Source organism: Arthrobacter sp. EpRS71 (assembly GCF_001512285.1).
Lineage (GTDB): Bacteria > Actinomycetota > Actinomycetes > Actinomycetales > Micrococcaceae > Arthrobacter.
The window spans coordinates 348,158-367,596 of sequence record NZ_LNUV01000001.1 but is presented as its reverse complement, the minus strand read 5'-3'; the positions used below and the strand labels follow the sequence as shown (position 1 = coordinate 367,596).

At 62.3% G+C, this 19,439-nt stretch carries 14 protein-coding genes; 13 read left to right on the top strand and 1 reads right to left on the bottom strand.

Annotated features, from left to right (window positions below; translation table 11 throughout):
• The first annotated feature begins 119 nt into the window (after positions 1-119).
• The 10 genes from AR689_RS01625 (at position 120) to AR689_RS01580 (ending at position 14,248) form a co-directional block, all read left to right on the top strand.
• Entirely contained in the window at positions 120-341 is a 222-nt protein-coding gene (locus AR689_RS01625; protein WP_062065866.1) for a hypothetical protein, read from the top strand.
• A 32-nt stretch (positions 342-373) separates the two neighbouring features.
• The gene (locus AR689_RS01620; protein WP_062065863.1) at positions 374-2,176 is read left to right on the top strand and encodes a sigma-54-dependent Fis family transcriptional regulator; all 1,803 of its coding nucleotides are present in this window, start codon (positions 374-376) and stop codon (positions 2,174-2,176) included.
• A 220-nt stretch (positions 2,177-2,396) separates the two neighbouring features.
• Positions 2,397-3,344 carry a C-terminal binding protein gene (locus AR689_RS01615; protein WP_062065860.1) on the top strand — a complete coding sequence of 316 codons (948 nt, stop codon included), beginning with the start codon at positions 2,397-2,399 and terminating at the stop codon, positions 3,342-3,344.
• An 18-nt stretch (positions 3,345-3,362) separates the two neighbouring features.
• Complete coding sequence (locus AR689_RS01610) at positions 3,363-4,649, top strand: aspartate aminotransferase family protein (protein WP_062065858.1); 1,287 nt, start codon at positions 3,363-3,365, stop codon at positions 4,647-4,649.
• A 2-nt stretch (positions 4,650-4,651) separates the two neighbouring features.
• Positions 4,652-5,551, top strand: a complete 900-nt coding sequence (locus AR689_RS01605) for a fumarylacetoacetate hydrolase family protein (protein WP_062065854.1) — start codon at positions 4,652-4,654, stop codon at positions 5,549-5,551.
• Positions 5,552-5,582: 31 nt separating this feature from the next.
• Entirely contained in the window at positions 5,583-7,673 is a 2,091-nt protein-coding gene (locus AR689_RS01600; protein ID WP_062065852.1) for a hydantoinase/oxoprolinase family protein, read from the top strand.
• A gap of 2 nt (positions 7,674-7,675) precedes the next feature.
• On the top strand, positions 7,676-9,436 hold the full coding sequence (locus AR689_RS01595; RefSeq protein ID WP_062065849.1) for a hydantoinase B/oxoprolinase family protein: 1,761 nt from the start codon (positions 7,676-7,678) through the stop codon (positions 9,434-9,436).
• An 83-nt stretch (positions 9,437-9,519) separates the two neighbouring features.
• Positions 9,520-10,653 carry a Gfo/Idh/MocA family protein gene (locus tag AR689_RS01590; protein ID WP_231745403.1) on the top strand — a complete coding sequence of 378 codons (1,134 nt, stop codon included), beginning with the start codon at positions 9,520-9,522 and terminating at the stop codon, positions 10,651-10,653.
• A 184-nt stretch (positions 10,654-10,837) separates the two neighbouring features.
• Positions 10,838-12,799: a 3D-(3,5/4)-trihydroxycyclohexane-1,2-dione acylhydrolase (decyclizing) gene (iolD, locus tag AR689_RS01585; RefSeq protein WP_062065844.1), complete on the top strand. Its 1,962-nt coding sequence runs from the start codon at positions 10,838-10,840 to the stop codon at positions 12,797-12,799.
• Positions 12,800-12,892: 93 nt separating this feature from the next.
• Complete coding sequence (locus tag AR689_RS01580) at positions 12,893-14,248, top strand: aldehyde dehydrogenase family protein (protein WP_062065841.1); 1,356 nt, start codon at positions 12,893-12,895, stop codon at positions 14,246-14,248.
• A gap of 74 nt (positions 14,249-14,322) precedes the next feature.
• On the opposite strand, the gene AR689_RS01575 is transcribed toward AR689_RS01580, so the two are convergent.
• Positions 14,323-15,507: a Gfo/Idh/MocA family protein gene (locus AR689_RS01575; RefSeq protein ID WP_062065838.1), complete on the bottom strand. Its 1,185-nt coding sequence runs from the start codon at positions 15,505-15,507 to the stop codon at positions 14,323-14,325.
• A gap of 188 nt (positions 15,508-15,695) precedes the next feature.
• Between AR689_RS01575 and AR689_RS01570 the strand changes: the two genes are divergently transcribed.
• Genes AR689_RS01570 through AR689_RS01560 form a run of 3 tightly spaced genes read left to right on the top strand, consistent with a single transcriptional unit; the run spans position 15,696 to position 19,309 of the window.
• Complete coding sequence (locus tag AR689_RS01570) at positions 15,696-16,463, top strand: SDR family NAD(P)-dependent oxidoreductase (protein WP_062065834.1); 768 nt, start codon at positions 15,696-15,698, stop codon at positions 16,461-16,463.
• A gap of 52 nt (positions 16,464-16,515) precedes the next feature.
• On the top strand, positions 16,516-18,276 hold the full coding sequence (locus AR689_RS01565) for an IlvD/Edd family dehydratase (protein ID WP_197412780.1): 1,761 nt from the start codon (positions 16,516-16,518) through the stop codon (positions 18,274-18,276).
• 58 nt (positions 18,277-18,334) lie between these two features.
• Positions 18,335-19,309, top strand: coding sequence for a D-2-hydroxyacid dehydrogenase (locus AR689_RS01560; protein WP_062065827.1), 975 nt, complete (start codon positions 18,335-18,337; stop codon positions 19,307-19,309).
• The last annotated feature ends 130 nt before the right edge of the window (positions 19,310-19,439 follow it).

The following is a 19,439-nucleotide window of genomic DNA, read 5'->3' as shown; positions in this document are numbered from 1 at the left end:
GTTCAGTCCAACTCTACAGAAACTCTTGGCTAACGACCATTAGTTAGGTACTCTGAAAGTGGCGCAAAGCAGCACCCGCTGGCTCCGCCGTCTGAACGCCTTAGCGGAAGGAACGAGTCATGGATATCGAGGATTCGAGCCGGGGGGCCAAAGAAAGCACCATCAGTTTGGGCAGTGGCCTCTCTGGCATGGTGGCCGCGTACATCAGCGCCCGGGCGCTGGAAGACGACGCCGCCCACGACCCAAACTGGCGCGCGCAACAGGCCTTCCGTCCTAGGGGTCGAGGCTGGGGAAGCAAGTGGCTGGCTTCGCGCCGTGGCGGCACCGCCGCCGTCTCCTGACAACCTCCACTCCACGAAGGAACGTGATTGACATGGCCGCTGCTGAAGTTCTTTCTCCTTGGTTGCCCCATGAGTCGCTGCGCCAAACAGACCGGCTGCGCGAACTCTTCCTGATGCAGCCTCACGCTGACCTCACCGGGATCCGGCCGATCGTGGCACGCTCCTGGTACAGAAGCCGCGCGGCTGGCGTCGACGCTGTGGCGGACCGGGGATTCTTTGATGAAGGCCGGGTGGACGAGTTCACCATCAGTGCTGCGGGCCCACACTTGCAGAAATTGGATGAAGTCGCAGCTGACATGGGAGGTTACGTCAACATCACCGCACCGAACGGAGTCCTCGTCAAGGCAGACTTCCTGCGCGACGACGGCTTTCCAGCAGGGTATTCACTCTTGGAAGAGAGTTGCGGCAGCAACGGAGAAGGTCTCGCTCTGGAAGAAGGGCGGGGCGTCTGGCTCGCACCGGAGGAACACTTCCGCGAAGACATGAGGGGCAACTGGTGTTTCGCTTCCTTGGTCCGTGATCCCTTCCACAACCGCGTCCGGGCTGTTATCGGTCTTACCTTGCCGGCCAACAGGGTCTCCGCGCTGGAACCGTCATCGACCCTGCTGATGCTTGAGGGGGTTGCATCCCGAATTGAACGCGACATCGAGGTCCGCACGTCATCCAGGGAACGGGCGCTGCTCAGCGAATACTTGACGGTCTCGCGCCGCAGGGGCAATCGAGCCGTGATTGCCTTGGATGGCAAGAACTCCCTTCTCAATGCCTCCGCAACCGCTAGCTTGGAGGACAGCGACTTCTCCATCATTTCGGGGTACGCAAAAGCGGTAATGTCCTCCGGCCGGGAAATGAACTATGAGGTATCGCTTCAGGGACCAGGGCTTTCCACGCTTGAAGTTTCTCCGGTGACGCTCTCTGCATCCAATGTCGGTGCCATCGTGGTTGTCCGTCCCCACGCGCCAGTGAAGGTGCGCATTTCCGAGTCCGTCAGCGACCCTAATAGACCGGGACCATCATTGCCGGACACTACGAACCGGCTCATGAAGCATTTGGACGGGACAAGCATGGGTTTCAAACGTGCCCTGAATCTGGCCCGCAAAGCTGTAGAGCAAGAGCGCTCAGTGGTAGTGATCGGTGAACTGGGCAGCGGTAAGCGCAGGTTGGCCGGCGCCATTGCGTCGATGCGTGGTGAGCAGATGGTGGTAGATGCCAGGAGTGGGGCGCTGAGGAATCCGCAAGTTCGGGACGTGGTTCATCGCGTGTCTACGGAGCTTCCGTCAACTTTGGTTGTTGAACACGCCGACGAACTCTCCCAAAATGAAGCCGCCGAGCTGGTCAATAACCTGAGAGGCAACACCACCACCAAACTGGCGTTCACCATCACTCACCCCACGGATGCCACTCTCCTGCTCTCGGACGCATTCGACGTCCTGGAAATCTCGGTGGAGCCCTTGCGTAATCGCAGGGAAGACATCCCGCCGCTTGCTTCTGCCATCGCCGCAGAGATGGGCGACCGGAAACTGTCCCGCCGTCTCCTCACCACCCTGACTCACGCGGATTGGCCCAGGAACATCGATCAACTGCGGGCCGTCGTGTCGAATGCTGTGGAGCGTGCCGCCGGGGCCGAAGTGACTGTGGACGATCTTCCGCAGGGCTACCACAGGGTCCTTACCAAGGGCCGGCTGTCCAGGCTGGAGGACGCCGAGCTCAGTGAGCTCCGCACGGCCCTCCAGGAAGCCGATGGCAACCGCAGCCTGGCAGCAGTGGCCTTGCAGATTGGCCGTTCCACCCTCTACCGCAGGATGGACTATTTCCGCAGCCGCGGATTCGACCTCTAATTCCGGGACTTAAGGCAGCCGGCCACCGCGTAGGGCCGGCTGCTTTTTGCTGCCTGCCAAACAGCTTGGCGAAGCTGGGACAGTGTCCCACCCAGGTGTCTCGATCTGGTACGGATCAGCCATGCGGAGCCGCGTTCTACTTGAAACTACCCGGACACCGGCACCCTCCACGGGGCGCTTGGCAGATCAAGAGGGTACAAAAACGAACAGGACGACGACTATGACCCGCGATGCCCACGGAACCATTCTTGTGGCCCCACATCACTTTCCGAACCTGGACCGCGAGCACGCGCTTGCCAAGGAGTTCGGTTACACACTCAATCCGGCTGCCGACGCCGATTCCTTCCGCGAAGGACTTCCCGACGCCGACATCGTGATGATCACTCCGTACGCGAAACTCACGGCTGTGGACTTCCCGGTGATGTCCAACTGCAAGGCTGTCATCAGGTATGGAATCGGCTACGACAACATTGATGTTGCCGCAGCTACCGAGGCCGGCATTCCGGTGTCCATTGTCCCTGGAACTGCGTCGGAAGAAGTTGCCTCGCATGCCTTTGCCATGGGCCTGGCCTTGGCGCGCAGGTTGCCTGCGGGTAATGCGTCCATCCGGGACCTCGGCTGGGCCGGGACCATCGGCTACGACACCCCGGTTCTGTCCGAACTCGAGGTCGGCGTTTTGGGAATGGGCCGCATTGGCCAGCACGTTGCCCGCATGTATCAAGCTGTTGGGGCACAGGTCCGGGCTTACGACCCATTCGTCACGGAGAGCTTTGTGGAACTGACCGCTTTGGAAGACATCCTGGAGAATTCCGACGTCGTCTCACTGCACCTGCCGCTGACAGCGGATACGGCCAACCTCATTTCCAAGGATGTTCTGGACCGTATGCGCAAGGGGGCGGTGGTCGTCAACGTGTCTCGTGGTGGCCTCATCGAGGAATCAGCCCTCGCCGAGGCGCTTACCTCCGGGCACATTGCCGGCGCCGGCATCGACACCTTCGCCGAAGAGCCACTCGGTGCTGAACATCCGCTTCGTTCAGCGCCCAACACCATCCTGACGCCCCACATTGCGTGGCGTTCCAACCGCTCCACGGGTGCTCTGCAGGAGGGTGCCGTGGAGAGGGTCCGCCTGGCCTTGACGGGGCAGCCGCTGATCGACCTCGTGAACTGAAAGACTGGAGAGAACCAAGTGGGAACAGAGCAAAAGAACGCCATCACGCAGAACCACCCCGCAGAGGATCCACATCTGCGCAGGGGACCCCGCGGCTTCCCGTTGCTGCCCGGCGGCTATGGCCGATCGACGTACTACACAGGTGCCCCGAGCCCTTACGCCATCCGGGGCGAGGGGTACCGTGTCTGGGATGACCGCGGCCACGAACTGATCGATGCAAACAACAATTTCACGTCCCTGATACACGGCAACGCCCACCCTGAGATCACGGAGGCCGCCACCAAGGCGCTCACAGCCGGTGCCAGCTGGGGGATCCCCAATCTCTACGAGTGGGACCTTGCCGACCTGCTGTTGTCCCGTCTACCCGACCTCGATCAGGTGCGGTTTGCCAACTCCGGCACGGAAGCGGTGATGTCCGCGATTCGCATTGCGCGGGCCAGCACCGGGCGGGAACGCGTCATAGTCACCAAGGGCGGCTACCACGGCACATCCGAGGTCGCTCTGGTTCCAGGCGGCCCCTCCTACCAGCGGGGAGTCACCCAGGGTGTCATTAATGACGTCACAGCGGTGCCGCTCAACGACGTCGAGACCCTGCGCCAGGAGGTGGAGGCAGCACCGGAATCCTATGCTGCGATCATCCTTGACCTGCTGCCAAACCGTGCCGGCTTGCTCCGGATCTCCGAGGACTTCGTCCACACGGCCCGTGAGTTGGCCACGCGGTACGGGATCGTTCTGATCATTGACGAGGTCATCAGCCTCCGGCTTGGTTTCAACGGCTTCAGTGGAGAGTACGGTGTTTCTCCGGACTTGCTCACCACAGGAAAGTTGATTGGCGGAGGGTTCCCCGTGGGAGCAGTGGCTGGTCGTGCTGAGCTGATGGCCGAAGTGGATCCGACCCGCCCCGGCAGCTTGCCACACGGCGGCACGTTCTCGGGGAACCCGGTCAGCATGGCAGCCGGAGCAGTTGCCTTACGTCTTTTCACCCAAGAAGAAGTCAAGAGACTGAATCACCTCGGCGACACTACACGGGACGCCGTGAACGCGCGGATCGCAGACGCCGGCTGGGAAATCCGTGGGCGGGGTTCGCTGCTGCGGGCTGTTCCCGCAGGCGTGGAGAAAGTGGGCGAGCGCACCCAGCATGAACTGTGGTGGGCGTCCTATGAGCGGGGTTTGCTCGGCTCGCCAGCCAACCTGCTGTCCTTGTCCACGCCCATGGACGAAAAGGTCGCGGAGGACATCGCAGCTCGACTGACCGATGCCGTGCTCGCCGTGGCAGATGGCACAGCCATGAAAGGGGAGAAGTAACCATGAAGATCGTCTCCTACAAGCACGAATCCGGCGTACGCGGCGGTGTCCTGATCGACGACGCTGTCTATGATCTCGAACTGCTGCTCCAAGGATCCACGGACGCAGTCCACGGCGCCACCAGCTCGGTCCGAGGTTTCCTGGACCTCTACGGCGACCGGATCCCGGCGATCTCAGCGGGGATCGCTGCTGTAGCAGCTGAGGATCCCGTGGCCCGCGTCGGCGCGTTGTCTGAGGTTACCTTGACCACGCCTGTGGCGGACCCGTCCAAGGTGCTCTGCATCGGCCTCAATTACAAGGACCATGTGGCCGAAACCGGAAGGGCGTTCCCTGAATACCCGGATGTGTTCGCAAAATTTGCGTCAACGATGATCGGCCCCCAGGACGAAATCGGCGGAACCCGGGTCAGTGAAAACCTCGACTTTGAGGGGGAACTCGCTGTGGTGATTGGCCGCCGTGCCAGTGAAGTGTCCGAGGACGAAGCCTTGGACTATGTTGCCGCACTGGCGCCCCTGAACGACATCACCGCACGAGATCTTCAGTACCGCGGCACCCAATGGCTGGCCGGTAAGGCCGTTGACGGTTCCACCCCCTGGGGTCCTGCTCTGGTAACGCTGGACGAAGTGGGGGACCCGCAGGCACTGGACATCACCACAAGGGTTAACGGCATCGAAGTCCAGCATTCCAACACGCAGTACCAGATCTTCTCCATCGCCCGTGTTGTCTCATACCTGTCGAGCTTCCTCACCCTCGAACCCGGAGACGTCATTGCCACAGGTACACCGCAAGGCATCGGCGCCAAGCGCAACCCTCCCGTCTGGCTCGAACCGGGCGACACGGTCGAAATCGAGATCGAAAAGGTCGGGCTGCTCCGCAACCGCGTGGCCAAGCCCCAGCGATAAACACTTCAACTCCTAGAAAGACAGAAATCCCATGAGCGAAGTACAAACACAACCGGGTGAAGCGAGGTACCGCATCGCCGTCGATACCGGTGGCACGTTCACAGATGTGGTGGTCGGATCAAACACAGGGGACATGGCCGTTGGCAAGGCCCTGACCACCTACGACCGCGTCTTCACCGGCTTCGAAGCCTCCGTCCGCCGCGCTGCCGAATCTGTCGGCTGGAGCGGCGATGACGTCCTGCGGAACGCAGATGTCATTGTCTACGGCACCACCCACGCCACCAACGCTGTTCTCACCGGCAAAGTGGCCAAAACGGCACTGCTGACCACGGACGGTTTTGCCGACACCCTCCTGCTCCGTGAAGGTGGCCGCAGGGATGCCTTCGATTCAAAGGCCGCCTACCCGCCGCCCTACATTCCCCGCAACCTGACATTCGAGATCACTCAGCGGATGTCCTCTGAAGGCGACGTGCTGTTGCCACTGGATGAAGACCAAGTCCGCGCGGTGCTGGGCTCGTTCAAAGAACAGGGCATAGAGGCCGTTGCTGTGTCATTCCTCTGGTCCATCATCAACGATGCCCACGAGAAGCGCGTCGCGGAACTCATCCACGAGATTCTGCCGGGTGTTCCGTTCACCCTCTCCAACCAAGCCAACCCGACTATCCGCGAATACCGCCGTTCCTCGGCAGCCTCGATCGACGCTTCCCTGAAGCCGTTGATGGCCGACCACCTGGGCAAGCTCCGCTCGGACCTCCAGGAGTACGGTTTCGCGGGGGACCTCTTGGTGGTCACCTCCGAAGGTGCCGTCCTCGACGTCGCTGATGTCCTTGACCGTCCCGTCCTGCTTCTGAACTCCGGCCCGTCCATGGCACCGTTGGTGGGCGCGGCTGCTGCTCCAGACCACGACACTGTGGTGGTTTGCGACATGGGCGGCACCACCTTCGATGTGTCCTTGGTGGAGAACGGCGTGGTCCGTCACACCCGTGAGGCGTGGCTGGGGGAGCCCTTCGTCGGTCACCTCACCGGCTTGTCCTCCGTCGCGGTGTCCAGCATTGGCGCCGGCGGCGGCAGCATCGCCTGGATCGACGGCGGCGGGCTGCTTCGCGTGGGCCCGCAGAGTGCCCGCAGCACCCCCGGTCCGGCAGCCTACGGCCGCGGCGGCGAAGAACCTACCGTCACGGACGCTTGCGTCGCGCTCGGTTATCTCGATGCAGACGGCTTTGAAGGAGGCTTCACCCTGAACCGCGAGGCTGCCATTAAGGCCATTGACACCCGCATCGCCGGGCCGTTGAAGATGGACACCCTGCAGGCCGCCCAGGCCATCCTGGATGTCTCTGCCAACCACATGGCCACCGCCATCCGACAGTCTGCCCTCGAACAGGGCGTTGATCCCCGGGGCGCGCTCATTGTTGCCGGCGGTGGCGCCGGTGCCATGGTCGCAGCGATCATCGGCAGGCTCCTGGAAGCCGACACCGTCCTTGTCCCGGCGACCGCCGGCGTCCTGGCCGCCTACGGCGCCCACCGCGCCCCGATCGCCACAGAGTTCCTCTCCCCGCTGCACAACGACACCCGCAGTTTCGACGCCGGTTCGGCCTCCCGTGCTGTGGAGGACCTGACAGCCAAGGCTGAGATCTTCGTGAAGCGCTTCGATGGCGTGGGCGAGGCACCCAAGGTCACCTACTTCGTGGACGCCCGGTACCCCGGCCAGGCCTGGGACCTCCGCGTCTACCTCGACGCCGCCCCGGACACCTCCGGCGATGCGGCAGGCATCATCGAGCGCGCCTTCCACGAAGAGCACGACCGCCGCAACGGCACCCACGACCCCGACAGCCGCGTGGAGATTATCACCTGGGGCGTCCGCGTGGAGATCCCGCGTCCGGAGCACACCAAGTCAGAAAGCGAACTCAGCCGCACGGCGGAAATCCACCGCACTGACGACATCGTCTTTGGCGGCGAACCTTTCAGTACCCAGCGCTACCGGGGCGTGACGCTCGCGCCCCGCGACAAGATCGTGGGACCGGCCGTCATCGACCAGCCCACCACCACCATCGTCGTACCGCCGGAATGGGACGCGACGCTCGATGAACGATCCAACATCTACCTCACCCGTAAGGAGGCGTAACCGTGACCCGCGAATTCGATCCCGTAAAGCTCTCGGTCCTTGCCAACGCATTCGACGGCATTGTCCGCGAGATGACCAGCGGCCTGCTCCGCTCCGCCCGCTCGTCCGTCATCAACACAGCCCGCGACTTCTCCTGTGCCGTGCTTACAGCGGACAACCAGTTGCTCGCCGCAGCCGAAGGTGTGCCAGTGCACGTCTTTGGTGCCGGCCCCTTGGGCGAAGACATGGTGGAACTGCACAAAGACATCCGGGAAGGCGACGCGTTTCTCCATAACGACCCCTACATGGGAAACTCGCACGCCGCAGACCATGTGATCCTGGTTCCCATTTTCGTCCACGGACGCCACCTGTTCACCGCCGTCACCAAAGCCCACCAGGCCGACTGCGGCAACTCGCTTCCCACCACGTTCTTCGCCACAGCGCGGGACGTGTATGAGGAAGGCGCGCTGATCTTCCCCTGCGTCCGGATCCAGCGCGACTACACAGACATCGACGACATCATCCGCATGTGCAGGTCCCGCATCCGCGTCCCCGATCAATGGTACGGCGACTACCTCGCGTCGGTCGGGGCTTCGCGCATCGCCGAGCGCCGCATCCACGAGCTCGCCGAAAAGTTCGGGGTGGAAGACCTTGAAGACTTTGTGGACGCCTGGTTCGACTACTCCGAGCGCCTCACCGCGAGCGCGATCGAAACATTGCCCGAATACGTCCTCCACGGATCCTCTGACCACGATCCCTTCCCGGGTACCGGCCCGGAAGGCGTGCACCTGCAGGCAACCCTTGAGGTAAAGCCCAAGCAGGGCAAGATCATCATTGACCTGCGGGATAACCCTGACAACCTCCCCAATGGCCTGAACCTGACCAAGGCCACAGCCACTGGCGCGGCACTGGCAGGAATCCTTTCCGGCATCCCGGAGAACCTTCCCAGCAACGCGGGAACCTTCCGCCGGGTGGAGGTGCTGCTTCGCGACGGCTGCGCCGTAGGGGTGCCGAAACATCCGTACTCCTGCTCGTCGGGTACTACCAACCTGGCCGACCGGGTGGTCAACATTGTTCAGGCCGCTTTCTCGCAGATCGACGACGGCTATGGCACCGCTGAGGGCGCCGCCGGGCAGGCACCGGCAAAGTCGGTGATCTCGGGTATCGACGAGCGCAACGGCAACGCCTACGTCAACCAGATCCTGGTGGGCGGGGTTGGTGGGCCGGCTACTCCCTACGTTGACGGCTGGCCCACATACCAGCGTCCCGTTTGCGGAGCTCTTCTTTATCACGACAGCGTGGAAGTCGATGAGCAGCGCTACCCAATTCTTGTCCACGAACGCACCTTGGTGGCTGATTCCGGCGGGGCGGGACGCCAGCGCGGCGGACTTGCGACGAGGGTCACCATGGAACCACGGGGTGAGAGCGTAACTCTCACGTATGGCATCGAAGGCAAGATCAACCCACCCAAGGGTGTCCGCGGCGGCCACGACGGTGCGGAGCCGTCAGCGTGGGTTGAGGATCTCAAGACCGGCGAACGCCGCGAGATTCCCGTGGTGGGCCGCTATGACCTGCAGTCGGGCGAGAAGGTCGTCTCCATCACCCCCGGAGGTGGCGGATACGGAAATCCGCTGGAACGCGATGTCTTGGCAGTCCTTGATGACTATCGCGAATCACGCGTCTCCGTGGAGGCGGCGGCCGCTGATTACGGCGTGGTGATTTCGGACGGCGTCGTCGACGAGGCCGCCACGGCCCAGGCACGCGAAGCTCGTCTGGCCAGCTAGCAGTTCCAGCCATAGCAACTGATCCCGAGGCGGGGTATATTCCTCGCCTCGGGATGTTCCATCAAACATTTACGGAGATTCACATGGAACCCATTCGAGTCGGCATCATCGGCGTCGGAAATGTCCTTAACCAATACCTGGACAAGATCGGCGTCCACCCCGACGTCAACATCGTTGCGCTCGCGGATGTGAACCCCGAGGCAGTGCGGAAGCGTGCTGCCGAGTACGACGTTCCCAAGGCCCTCACTCCGGACGAGTTGCTCGCAGATGAAGACGTGGAGTTGGTCCTCAACCTCACGCCGCCCAAGCTCCATGCACCGGTCACCCTACAGGCGATCGCGGCCGGCAAACATGTCCTTTCGGAGAAGCCCTTCGCAACCTCCCTTGAGGAAGCCAAGCAGATCCTGGACGCAGCAAGGGCAGCCGGCGTCAAAGTCGGCTCCGCGCCCACCACGTTCCTGGGTTCCGGCATGCAGACCAGCCGCAAACTCATCGACGACGGCTGGATCGGCGAGCCGGTGGCGGCCTTCGCATCGTTCGCGTGCCGGGGCTATGAGCACTGGCATCCGAACGTGGACCCCTTCTACAGTCCCGGGGCTGGCCCAATGCTGGACATCGGCCCGTACCTGATCACCAATCTGGTGAACTTCTTCGGCCCGGTGAAGCGGGTATCCGCGACAACGCCGCGTTCCTCCGAGACCCGTCCCCGCCCGGGCAAAGAGAGCGAAGTCATCCAGATCCAGACCCCCACGCACGTCACGGGCACCCTCGACTTCGAGTCTGGCGCTACAGCTACGGTGATCGTCAGCTGGGACATTTGGAACCACAACCTGCCGCACCTGGAAATCTACGGCACGGGCGGTTCGCTGGCCGCTCCGAACCCGGACCACTTCTCCGGCGCTCCCGTGCTGCGCCGCGGCGAGCCTGGCGACCTTGCGCTGGACATGACACCTCCCGGTGGCGGAGATTGGCGCGAAACGCCCATCACCCACCGGGACGACGCCTACCGCGGCATCGGCCTGGCCGAATTCGGTTACGCCATCCGCAACGGCGTGGAACCCCGGACCGGCGGCGACTTCGCCTACCACGTCCTGGAAGTCCTCCTCGCATTCGAGGCGTCCTCTGAGCAGGGCAAGCACATCGAAATCGAAAGCACGTGCGAGCGGCCCCGGCCGTTGCCTTCGGTAGGGCCGCAGGAGCCGTACCGCTTCGACTAGAAGGACAACAGCCACAACAGCAGCCGACGGCGGGACTCGAGTTCCGCCGTCGGCTGCTGTTTGTCTTCCATGGCCGGGCCGCGTATCAAACTGGGACACACCGGCGCCTTCGCGCGGTGAAAACCTGAAGTTCGGGCGAATCGGTGTGGAAAATGCCGACGCACCTTCGAATTTAGGAGATCGCATGACTAGCACAGCCGCTGCTGACATCGGCACCGTGGTCAACACCGCAGGCGACACAAAGGCCGTCCGCCGCCGCACAGTCGCACAAGCAATCGTTGAATACCTTCAGGTCCAGTACAGCGAAATGGACGGTGAACGCAGGCGCCTCGTTCCCGGAATGTACGGCATCTTTGGCCACGGCAACTCCGTTGGCTTGGCGCAGGGAATCGACGAATATGGTGTGGACTTCCCGCACTATCAGGGCAAAAACGAGCAGTCCATGGTCCATGCGGCCATTGGCTTTGCCAAGGCTTCCAACCGCGCCGCAACACTTGCGTGCACGGCCTCAGCCGGCCCGGGATCGACCAACATGGTATCCGGCGCCGCCACGGCAACCACCAACCGCCTCCCGGTGCTTCTTTTCCCTGCGGACATCATCAACAACCGTTTCGGTGATCCGGTGCTCCAGCAGATCGAGCACCCGGTGGAACGTGATGTGTCGGCCAACGATTGTTTCCGCCCGGTCAGCCGCTACTTTGATCGGATCACCCACCCGGCACAGTTGCTGTCCACACTCCCTGAAGCCATGCGGGTACTCACCGATCCCGTTGAAACCGGGGCCGTGGTTGTTTGCCTGCCCCAGGACATTCAGGGCGCGGAGTTTGACTTCCCGGAATCCTTCTTCACGCCGCGCGTATGGCACATTCGCCGTCGCCCGGCAGTGGAAGATGAGTACAGGGATGCAGCAGAAATTATCGGCAACGCCAAGCGGCCTCTGCTGATCGCAGGCGGCGGTGTCCGTTACTCCGCAGCACAAGAGGAGCTGGCACGCTTTAGTGACGACTTCGGCATTCCGGTGACGGAGACCTACGCTGGCAAGGGCAGCGGCCCGCTCAGCGACCTCAACCTGGGCGCCCTCGGTGTGACGGGCACGGTGGGAGCCAACGAGATCGCAGACGGCGCAGATGTGGTCATCACTGTCGGCTCGCGACTCCAAGACTTCATCACGGCCTCGCATTCGCTGTTCCAGAACCCGGATGTTAAATTCGTCAACCTCAATGTGGGCTCCTTCGATGCCCACAAGATGGGCTCATTCCCGGTCATCGGCGATGCAAGGTTGTCGCTGGCTGCTCTGCGGGAGCGCCTGGCGGCCGTTGGGTATTCGACGTCGGACGAGTTCCGCAGCGACATCGCGGATGCCCGCAAGGCCACTCAGGAGGTGCGCAAGCACGACCTCCAGGATTTCGCCGGCGAACTGATGAGCCAGGCCCAGGTGATCGAGGTACTCAACAAGCGCACCACACGTGACGACGCCCTGATTTTGGGCTCCGGCGGCGTGGTGGAAGGCATCCATAAGGCGTGGGATCCCTCGAACGGCACTGAAATTCACTTTGAATACGCCAACTCCTGCATGGGCCATGAGATCCCGGCGGGCCTCGGCTACCGTTTGGCCCGTCCCGATGCGCCGGGCGAGGTATATGTCCTGATCGGTGACGGTACCTACTTCATGCAGCCCACCGAACTGGTCACGGCAGTCCAGGAACGCAAGAAGATCATCACTATCGTTATCGACAACCGCGGACACCAGTGCATCTGGCCCCTCCAAGTCGCCAAGGGTGGTCCTGGCCGCGAATTCGGCACACAGTACCGGGAACGCAGCAAAGAGTCAGGTCGACTGGACGGGGCGATCCTCGACTTCGACATCGCAGCCAACGCAGCCAGCATGGGCTGTGCTGCGTGGTCCACGACGACGATAGAAGAGTTTTCGGCTGCCCTCACCGAGGCGCAGGAAGCCGAAGGTCCTGCCGTGATCGTGGCCCGTGTTGAGCCGTGGCGCTACCTTTCCGGCAATGGCGCCTTCTGGGACGTTGGAGCTCCCATGACTTCGGAGCGACCCGCCACCCTGGAGGGTGCTGCCAAGCACCTCAAAGGCCGTGAGCGCCAGCGCTTCTACGCTGCCACCACCGCACCTGCAACGCGCTAAGCGCACCGGGCGGGACCGCTACGCAGCGGTCCCGCCCGTCGCCTTACGGGCTCAACCGTACTTTCCAATTTTCGTAACAAAGGAGCATTCATCATGAGCGCATTTGCCGTTACTGATCCGGCTACCGGCACCATCCACGCCGAATACCCCGCAGCCACTGATGCCGAGGTGGAAGCCGGGCTCAGCGCAGCGCAGAAGACCTACCAGGAGTGGTCCCGCGCCACGACGGTCGCCGAACGGGCGGCCTTGGCCAAGCGCCTTGCTGACTTGTTTGTGGAGCGCAAGGACAAGTTGGCCGCCATCATCAACCGGGAAATGGGCAAACCGCTGCAGCAGGCAGTGGGCGAGGCCGAGTTCTCCGGTTCCATCGCAGCTGCTTTCGCCGAGCACGCCGAAGAATGGCTGGCCGATGAGCAACTCGACGTAGCCGACGGGCTCCGCAGTTTCTTCCGGTACCAGGGCCTTGGCGTGATCCTCGGTATCATGCCCTGGAACTACCCTTACTACCAGGTGGCACGCTTCGCGATCCCCAACATTATTCTGGGCAACACTGTGATTGTCCGCCATGCAAGTCAGTGCCCGGAGTCCGCCCTGGCGCTTGAGGAACTTTTCCGCGACGCAGGCTTCCCCGAGGGGGCCTATGTCAACCTGTTCGCCACACACCAGCAGATCTCCACCATCATTGCCGACGATCGTACACAGGGCGTCTCACTCACGGGCTCAGAGCAGGTGGGTGCGATCGTTGCCGAGCAGGCTGGACGTGCCTTGAAGAAGTGCGTGCTGGAGCTCGGTGGGGCCGACGTCTTCCTGGTGCTCGATACGGATGACGTGGACCTTGCAGTGAAGAAGGCCGTCATGGGCCGCATGGGCAACACAGGCCAATCCTGCAATGGTTCCAAGAGGATCGTCGTGATGGACAAGTACTTCGATGAGTTCTCGGAGAAGTTCAAGGCGGCCATCGCCGGCCAGTCCTACGAGAACGGTGATTTCGGGCCGATGTCTTCGGCTTCGGCCACCAAATTCCTGGCCTCGCAGGTCCAGGGTGCCCTGGACCAGGGCGCCGAGATCCTGGTGGGCAACAATGAGCCCGAGGGCAACGTCTTCACGCCGACGGTGATCACCAACATCACCCCGTCCATGGACGTTTACAGCGAGGAGCTTTTTGGCCCTGTTGCGCAGCTCTACAAAGTCGGCAGTGACGCTGAGGCGATCAAGCTGGCCAACTCTTCGCCGTACGGCCTGGGGTCCGTGGTGATTTGCGACGACGTTGAGCGCGCCGAGCGCGTCGGCAACCAGCTCGACGTCGGCATGGTCTTCGTAGGCGCCTATGACCTCAGCGGTGCGGATGTACCGTTCGGTGGCGTCAAGAAGTCCGGGTATGGACGGGAACTCGGCAAGGTAGGAATGCTGGAGTTCGCGAACAAGAAGCTGTTCCGCTTCGCCAAGTAGTCAGCAAACCTAAGAAGGAGGCCGGATCGTCGTGATCCGGCCTCCTCTTTTGTGAGTGGAGCGATTCTGGGGGTTCAGGCCTGGTAGGTGGTGTGTCCGGAGACTTCCGGGATCTCAACCCAGTTCCCGGAACCGGCGCTGCGCAGCGATGCATCAACCAGTTCCGAGGCAGACCAGCCGTCAGCAGCAGACGGACCCAGCTGTTGACCTTCGGCCACTGAGCGCAGGAACAGGGCAGCCTCTATGGTCTTGAGATCGTTAAAGCCGATGCCCGGACCCGGACCCGGCTGGAAGCGTCCGAACTCGCCGTAGGACGGCGGCGTCATGATGGTTCGGTAGCCGCTGCGGTCCGTGGCAACTTCCAGCTGGTTCATCCGTTCGAAGTTCCAGCGGAGTGAACCCTCGGTGCCGTAGACCTCGATGATGTACTCCGCGTGGGGTCCAATAGCTACCCGGGTGGACTCGAACATGCCAATCGCGCCGCCTTCGAACCGGGCGAGCATTGCCGTGTAGTCCTCGTTTTCCACCTTCCGGGTGACCTCGGACGCCTGGCCCATGTCAAAGGAATTCGAGGAGTTTCCCGCCGGCAGAGGCCGGTCCTTGATGAACGTCTCCGTCACGGCATTCAGAGAGGTGATGCGTCCTACCAGGAACTGGGCGAGGTCGAACCCGTGGCTCAAGACGTCACCCAGGACTCCCGAACCTGCCCGGGCCTGCTCGTAGCGCCAAGTAAACACCTGGCTTGGATCCGAGGCGTAGCCGGTGAGCAAACGGATCTGCACGTTGGTGATGCGGCCCAGAGTGCCGGAGCGAATCAGCCTGCGGGCCTCCGCCACAGCCGGGGCGTGCCGATAGTTAAAGCCCACCGAGGTGATCAGCCCCGCCGCCTCGGCCCCCTGAGCGATCTCGCGGGACTCCTGGGCGCTCCGACCCATGGGCTTCTCGATCCAGAAGTGCTTGCCGGCCTCGATGGTGGCAAGGGCTATTTCATGGTGGAGGAAGTTCGGGGAGCATATGGAGACCACATCCACATCCGGGTTCTCCAGTACCTTGCGGTAGTCAGTGGCGGTCTCCTTATACCCGAGGGCATCCTCGGCATGATGGCGGCCGGCGTCGTCGGGATCCGCGGCGATCACCAACTCCGGGTGCCGTGGCAGTTCCGGGAAGAACTGCTTGGTGGCCAGGTAAGCGCGGGAATGCAACCTGCCCATCCATCCGACCGAAATCAGGCCAACCCCAATGCGGTTCTGCTGTTCCAAGAGGACTCCTTAGTCTTTACCGCTCTCAGGCGGTGCTGTGCCGCAGAATGACGGCGGCATCTGCTGATCAGCCTAGGAATGTTGAGTGTGTGTGCTGTGTCTCAATGTGAGACACATGGCGCCGGGATAGCGCTGTTTTAGTTGAAGGAACCAGCCCGACACCACCTAGCAAGAGGAGCCCGTCGACGATGATGGACCGCAACCAACCACTACGAACCGGCTCCCTGCGCGTGCTCGTTACCGGAGCTTCGTCAGGTGTCGGGGAAGCCACGGCCAAGTTGTTCGCACGCCGTGGCGCCCGTGTGGCGTTGTTGGGCCGCCGGCCTGAGGAACTGCAGCGGGTGGCCGCGGACATTGGCACTGATGCCCACACTCTGGTTGCCGACGTCTCCGATGCCGGGGCCGTCAGGAACGCTGTGAGGAGTGCGATCCACGTCATGGGTGGTTTGGACGTGGCGGTCAACGCCGCGGGTGTAGCAGGACATGTTGCCTTGGAAAACCTCAGCGATGACCATTGGCATGAGGTGCTGCAGACCAACTTGTCCGGCACCTTTTATGTGGCACGCGAGGCTGCGCTCCATATGCGGAGGGCCGGCCGTGGTGCGATCGTCAATGTCGCTTCAGACCTCGCGTCTGTTGGCGCTGCCGGGCTCGTCCACTACTGCGCAGCCAAAGCCGGTGTCGTGGGACTCACCAAGGCGTTGGCCCTGGAACTTGCGCCCTCCGTCAGGGTCAACGCCGTCTGCCCAGGTCCGATTGATACGCCCATGGTGCGCGCCGGATTGTCGGCGGCACCAGATCCTTTGGCGGCCCTCGCATCGAAAGAAGGCACCGTGCCGCTGAACCGCCTCGCTGATCCTGAGGAGGTGGCAGCCGCTATTTATTTTCTGGCGGTCGAGGGGACCTTTGCCACCGGAACCAGCATGGCGTTCGACGGCGGCACAACAGCTGCGTAGGAACGCCACCAATTACCTGTCAACTGAACAAGCCCAAGGAGCTTTGAAGGAAATGGAAGAGTCAAACTACAAGGACCTCCGCAGCGCACGATGGTTCGCGCCGCATGATCTCACCGGATTTGTTCACCGCACGGCGATCCAAGCTGAGGGATTCTCACGCTTTGCGCTCAAGGACAAGCCGGTCATCGGCATCGCCAATTCGTGGTCGGAACTGGTCAACTGCAACATCCACTTCAAGCTGCTGGCTGATGCGGTCAAGCGCGGTGTCTTGATGGCCGGCGGCCTGCCGCTGGAGTTTCCCACCATTTCCTTGGGCGAAAGCCTGATGAAACCCTCGGCCATGCAGTTCCGCAACCTGATGGCCATGGACGTCGAAGAGTCCATCCGGGCATACCCTTTGGACGCGATCGTACTCCTGGGTGGCTGTGACAAGACTGTCCCGGCACAGCTTATGGGAGCAGCCAGTGCCGATGTTCCCACCATCATGCTGACCGGCGGACCCCAGGAGCCCGCACACTTCCGCGGGAAACAGCTCGGTGTCGGTACAGACACATGGAAGTACGCAGATGAACTGCGCGCAGGAAAGATTACCGAGGCGGACTTCGACGAGCTTGAGTCGGCCGCGAAGCCCTCTGCCGGGCACTGCAGTGAGATGGGTACGGCCTCAACCATGACCTCGCTGGTTGAAGCACTTGGCATGTGTTTGCCGGGTACCGCGTCGATCCCAGCGGTAGACGCGCGCCGTGCCCAGGCCGCGGAAGCAACGGGACGCCGCGCAGTGGAGATGGCACTGTCCCAGGGACCGAAGCCCAGCGAAATCTTGACAAAGGAGGCCTTCGATAACGCCATCACACTCCTGATGGCTGTGGGAGGATCCACCAACGCTGTGGTCCACCTGCTGGCCCTGGCACGGCGCGTCGGCTACGAGCTGCCTTTGGACCGATTCCATGAGATTTCCCAACGGACGCCCCGAATTGTCAACGTGCGTCCCTCCGGCGAGTACCTGGTCCAGCAACTCTTCCAGGTCGGCGGTATCTCCACCGTTCTCAAGGAACTGACGCCGCTGCTGAATAAGGACGCACTGACCGTCACAGGGGAGTCCCTCGAGAAGGGCTATCTTAGTGCTCCCGAACCTGACGGCGTGGTGGTCAGTACGCTCGAGGCGCCTTTCGATGCCTCCGGAGGCATCGCCGTCGTGCGTGGTTCGCTGGCGCCCAACGGCGCTGTCATCAAGAGGAGCGCCGCTTCCAAGGACCTGCTGCAGCACAAGGGTTCCGCGGTGGTGTTCGAAGACATCTACGATCTGGGACGCAGGATTGATGACCCCGACCTGGACATCACCGAGGACTCAGTCTTGGTCCTGCGCAACAGCGGGCCGGTTGGGGCTCCCGGTATGCCCGAGTGGGGCATGCTGCCGATCCCGGAGAGGCTTCTGCGCCGCGGTATCCGGGACATCGTCCGGATCTCAGATGCCCGGATGAGCGGCACGGCCTTCGGCACTACAGTCCTGCATGTTTCCCCAGAGGCCGCCGTGGGCGGCCCGCTGGCGATTGTCCGCGATGGTGATCCCATTGTGCTCGACGTCGAGAACCAGCGCCTCGACTTGGACATCCCGGCAGAAGAAATCGATAACCGTTTGGCCGAACTCAAACTTCCGGAACCGAAATATCGTCGCGGCTATGGTCGGCTCTTCATCGACCATGTGAACCAGGCCCACGAAGGGTGCGACTTCGACTTCCTCAAGGGCCTGCCTGACGAGGAACCACAGCGACTGCCGTACGGCCTGATGAGCGGTTGGCAGGGCGGCTGGTAACCGGCAACGGGTCCAATCTGAAGATGGGTTCCCACAGGGACAACCCGGGAAGGAAAATGTGTCACAACCAAAAGTAATAGCCATTGTTCAGGAAGGCCGCCCGCTCCCTCCGCTGGAACGGCTGAAGGCCGACGCCGATATCGTTGTGGTCCGCACCGCGGATGAGTTCCGTAAAGCGCAACCGGGTGCGGAGATCCTGTTTTTGAACGACTTCAGGACCAAACTCCTCCGTGAAGTAGGGCCGGGGGAGTTGCGGTGGATCCATACCTCGAGCATCGGCGTCGATAGTCTCATGACGGACGACATCATCAATAGTGACATCGTGGTGAGCAACTCCCGGGGCGTCTGTGAGCGTCCCATTGCCGAGTGGGTTCTGGGCGTCTTGTTGATGTTCACCAAGGACCTCCGGCGCACCATCGAATTGCAACAGGCCAGAACATGGCAGCATCGTGAAACCGAGCCCCTCCTGGGTCGGAAAGTGCTTGTGGTGGGTCCGGGGCCTGTAGGCCGCGAGACGGTCCTTCTACTCAGGGCAGCGGGCATGGACGTGACGGTCGTGGGCCGGTCAGGCAGGAACGATCCCCAACTGGGCTCCATCTCCGGCTTTGATGGCCTTGAGGAGCTGTTGGGCCAAGCCGATGACGTCGTGCTGACACTGCCGCTCACAGAGGAGACCCGGGGATTGTTCAGCTCTGCAATGTTCCGCACCATGAAGCCCGGAGCGAGACTGGTCAACGTGGGCCGTGGAGCGGTGGTGGTGGAGCAGGACCTCCTGGACTCCCTTGATGCCGGACACCTCGGTGCAGCCGCGCTGGACGTCTTCGAGTATGAGCCGTTGGACGCTGGCAATCCGTTGTGGGGTCGACGCGACATCCTGGTCTCACCGCATGCATCCGGAGATCTCATCGGTTGGCGGGGAAGGGTAGTGGACTGCTTCGCCCGCAACCTGAGCCTCTGGAAAGCCCACGAGCCGCTGAACGACGTAGTGGACCTGAAGAAACTCGGCACGGTCAGCCCGGCGGCCGGGGTCTGAGACACCCTGCTGGGGCCAATCCCATGGGGTATTCGGCGTGTTAAAACCGCGTGGAATACCCCATGTGATCCCGTGTCCCAAGCTGGTACAGTGCTCCCACCATCCCCGTCGATAGTGTGATTCAGCATTC